The sequence below is a fragment of the Methanosphaera sp. DEW79 genome (assembly GCF_003266085.1).
Classification (GTDB): domain Archaea; phylum Methanobacteriota; class Methanobacteria; order Methanobacteriales; family Methanobacteriaceae; genus Methanosphaera; species Methanosphaera stadtmanae.
Genome location: NZ_MUZW01000039.1, coordinates 1 through 4,653, shown reverse-complemented (window position 1 = coordinate 4,653; position 4,653 = coordinate 1). Strand labels below are relative to the sequence as shown.

3 protein-coding genes are annotated in these 4,653 nt (G+C 25.8%); 1 reads left to right on the top strand and 2 read right to left on the bottom strand.

Annotated features, from left to right (window positions below; translation table 11 throughout):
• A partial coding sequence (locus BZ132_RS03755; RefSeq protein ID WP_286940533.1) for a hypothetical protein occupies nucleotides 1-1,834 on the bottom strand: 1,834 nt, incomplete at its 3' end.
• A 326-nt stretch (nucleotides 1,835-2,160) separates the two neighbouring features.
• Here BZ132_RS03755 and BZ132_RS03750 point away from each other — a divergent pair.
• A complete protein-coding gene (locus tag BZ132_RS03750) occupies nucleotides 2,161-3,576 on the top strand; it encodes a nicotinate phosphoribosyltransferase (RefSeq protein ID WP_011406357.1) in 1,416 nt (471 codons plus the stop codon).
• A 34-nt stretch (nucleotides 3,577-3,610) separates the two neighbouring features.
• Here BZ132_RS03750 and BZ132_RS03745 read toward each other — a convergent pair whose 3' ends face one another.
• The gene (locus tag BZ132_RS03745; protein WP_286940532.1) at nucleotides 3,611-4,315 is read right to left on the bottom strand and encodes a (Fe-S)-binding protein; all 705 of its coding nucleotides are present in this window, start codon (nucleotides 4,313-4,315) and stop codon (nucleotides 3,611-3,613) included.
• Nucleotides 4,316-4,653 lie beyond the last annotated feature (338 nt).

Below are 4,653 nucleotides of genomic sequence, written 5' to 3'. Positions count from 1 at the left end.
ATAAGCATTCACCATTTGTTAATGCTTTTGTAACAAGGGTAGTTCCATTTTTATTTACAATAGATATTTTACCAGGTACTTTTGTTTTATTAGTATCATATGCCATTACTTTAAAGGTAATGTTATTTGTTGTCTTTTTTAAGATATATGTTGTAAAACCAACAGTTGTTTTTGTTGTTGTAATGGAGTAAGTTTTAGAAGTTGGTACATACATACTATTTCCAAGATATTTTACTTCCACATCTTGTTTTCCTTCTGGTAATTCAAATACATATGTGTTTGTACCATTTACTAATGCTTTTGTAAGTAATACTTTTCCTTTATGTACTATTGAAACATTTCCTGTTGTTTTAGAACCATCAGCTGCTTTAACTGTTATGTGTAATGTAGTGTCTTTTACAGTTTTTTTAAGAATTTCTGTTGTAAGGGTTGTATTTATTTTAGGAACTGTTATTGTTTTTGAATCTGAAGAACTTGCATACATATTATTAGATTCATATACTGCTTTTAAATCATGCTTTCCTGGACTAATATTGAATATTATTGTTGCTTGACCATTTGACATACTTTTTGATGTTTTCTTATTATTTGCATATAATGTTACAATTCCTTCATTTAATGTTTTATTGTAGAAATTTATTCCTGTAACTTTTACTGTTGTATTTTTTGAATTTATATTTAATACATTTAATGTGATTTTAGTTGATACTTTCTGTCCAACAAATGTGTTATTTGAAATATATACATCATTTGTAATATCTTCTTGTGTATCATTTGATAGTTGAATATATTTTGTTTTTGTTTCATTGAAAAATGATGAATCTATTATTAATGTAGCATTTTTTAAAATACTTTCACTATATATTGTATTTGGTCCAACACCATCTGTGAATCTTGATTTATATATTTTTGTTCTTCCATCAGTACTTGTAATTGAACTTCCAGCATCTTTTACTTGATTTTTTGAAAAAGTACAATTTCTTATTGTAGTTGTTGTAGTTTCTGTACGATTTGCATCAGAGAATATTGCTCCTCCACTTTGTGCAACATTGTATATGAAATCACAATTTTCTATAGTAGCTATATTATGTGTTGATATTGCTCCACCAAAGAAAGAACCTGCATTATTTATAAATACAGAGTTTGTAACTGTTAATTGATTTCTATTATTTATTACTCCACCAACACTAGCTTCATTATAGAAGAATTTTGAATCTTTAACAACTGTTGTACCATAGTTATCTATTGCTCCACCATTATCTTCAGTATAACAATTTATGATTATAACATTATTTAGAACTAATTTATTCTTTGGATTTACTCTAATAAATTGATATTTAGTATCTCCATCAATGATATATCCATTACCATTGATTGTTAATAGAGAATTTGTTCCTTTAAGAACTAAATTTCCACCTAATGTAATATTATTTTTCAAAGATAATGTTTTTGTTTTTCCACTAGCAGAAGCAATATTATTTTTAAGATCATTGTATGTGTTTATAGAAATTTCTTGTGTAGCTGTTTTTAAATTTTTTTGTGTTTTATTATGTGTAGTTATTTTATCTTGCGTACTTGCCACTTTTTTGTTATTTTCTAGTTGTGATGTTGTTTTATCTGTAGTTTGTTGTACTTCTTTATTATTTTGTATTGCTATTTGTGTTTTTTCTGTATTTTTAGGACTTTCAGTAGTAACAACATTGGTATCACTTGTTTTTTCTACTTTTTCAAAGTTAAGAGTATTGTTTGTATCAGCGGCTGATACTGCTGAAAGTAGTATTGTTAATGAAATAAGTGTAATTAATATAAAACATGTTTTATTATTAATTTTCATTAAAATTTTTCCTCCATTTTTTTTATATTTTTTGAATTAATAAAAATAATTTTTTTTAAATTACCTAAATTCATTAATCCATGAATATAATTTATTTATTTTATTTAAAATAAGTTTTTATTTTTTAAATTAAAATTGATTTTTTTTAAAAAAAGAGACTATATATCCAATATCAAAAAATAAAAAACACATCCCCATGCTAAAAATTATTTAAAAAATCTTCATTTAAAACATCAAATTTACTTTATTTAAGTAAAATAGCACGTAAAATATTAAATAGTATAATTAACAGATAATAATAAAAAAATAAAGGAGTAAAAATAATTATGATAGAAAACAATATATGTCTACTCACAGATAGTTATAAAGTAACACATCACTACTTTTATCCTGAAAATACACAGAAGTTATATTCATACATGGAAAGTAGAATTGGTTCTGAATTTAATAAGACAATATTCTATGGACTTCAATATATTCTTAAAAATTATTTAGTAGGACAAGTTGTCACAGAAGAAAAAGTCTATGAAGCAGAAAGAATCATAGAAAAGCATATTGGTCCAAATATATTTAACACAGATGACTGGTTATATATTGCTAATGATTTAGATGGAAAATTACCAGTAGAAATTAAGGCAGTACCAGAAGGAACACCAGTAGATGTAAGTAATGTTTTAATGACAGTAGAAAATACTGATAGTAAATGTTTTTGGTTATCTAATTATCTTGAACCTTTATTATTACAAGTATGGTATCCATCAACAGTTGCAACATTATCTGCTGAAGTAAAAAAATTATGTAATTTTTATCTTGACATAACTGGTTCTTCACATGATAATGCTGATTTCATGTTACATGACTTTGGATATCGTGGATCAACATCAAATGAATCCTCAAAACTAGCAGGATCTGCACATCTACTAAGTTTTTCTGGTACAGATACTCTTCCTGCTCTAACAATTCCAGAAAATTATTATAATGAAACCAATCTTTATGGTTATAGTGTACAAGCAACAGAACACAGTGTAATGACATCCCTTGGGGAAGAAAATGAAATAGATCAAATTATTAACGTTATTAACAGTGCTCAAAATGGAATACTGTCAATTGTTATTGATAGTTATAATTATAGAAATTTTCTTAAAGAAGCTGGAAATAATACTAGTCTTCTTAATAAGACTATTATGAAGTTTTTATCAACAGAAGGTAACAAAATAGTATTTAGACCTGATAGTGGAGAACCTGTTCCTACTGCTATTGAATGTCTTGAATTACTAGCAGATGGATTTGGAGTACATGAAAATAATATGGGTTATAAGGTATTTAATAAAAATATTGGTCTATTATGGAGTGATGGATTAAATTACCATGTAATACGTGATATTCTTTTTTCAATGAAAAATCATGGATGGGCTGCAGAAAATATACTCTTTGGTATGGGTGGAGGATTACATACTTCAGTAAATCGTGATACTCAAAGAAATGCATTTAAATGTTCTGCCCAACTACGTAATGGAACATGGCATGATATTCTTAAAAAACCTTTAGATATTAGTAAAAAATCAAAAGCTGGACGTTTTAAATTAATAAAAGAAAATGACACATTTAAAACAGTGAATTTTGATGCTGAAGGAAAAGATTGTTTACAAACAGTATTTAGAAATGGTGAATTGTTAGTAGATGATACCTTCGAAAATATTAAAAATAGAACAGTATCATATACCCATAATTATAGAAAATAAGTAATGTTGAATACATTACTTATCTTACTTTTTTTTATAATTCTTTATCAAGTAGTGTGAAAAAATCAGTAGTTTTTTTATTATCAACACTATTTAATGTATGGTAACATGAGGGACAGTATGTTACAATATTACCCTTATTTAGTGTATCCTGTGCCATTTTCTTAGTTAATTCTTTACTTCCAAGATTTAAACCTGCACCAAATCCACAACAGGAATTTGCACGTTCTATGGGCACATTTTTAATTATAGATCTTACTTGTGTTGACCTTTCAAGTGCATGACATGGATCATGAATAATATAACCATCACCATCTATAGTTTCATCATTAAATAAGTCCATTGCAAAAATAACTTCAATATCAAAATTTTCATGATTACTATAGTAGTCATGAAATGCTTCATAACATCCTGGACATATTGTTATAATCTTTTTTACACCATGACTATTGAATTTCTGAATATTAGCTTTTACTACTTCATCTGCTGTTTTTGAATCACCAAGTAGATATAATATTATTCCACAACATGTTTCATCATCTAAAACAGAAAAATCAATATTTTTTTTATTTAAACAACTAATTACAGATGTAATTAGTTCATTTTCTCTAAATCTTGAAGTACATCCTCTGTGTAATATAACTTCATGTATTTGTTTATCATTAATTATTTCCATTTCTGAACCATATGAATTTCCCTTATTTACCACATTATTTCTTACTTTATCTAGATGACTCATATTTAAACTTCCTATATTAATAATTATATTTTATTTGTGTTATGAACTTAACTAATGATTTTACTATTGGTATGTATTTTTTTTTATATTGTACATATTTTATGTTCTTCTTTTATGATTATTAAATAAAAATAAACACAAAAATAATAGAAAACCTCCTAGATGAAAAAAATAAACTACAATATACCATGTTAACCAAGAAATACAAAAAACCAACAATAAATAGAAGATTACTTCATGGTAACATATCTTCAAGCCAGTAAAATATAAGAATAATAAGTAGTGATTGTAGTACTAATAAACTCTAGAATACAGTGATGGTTTATGAATAATTCAAG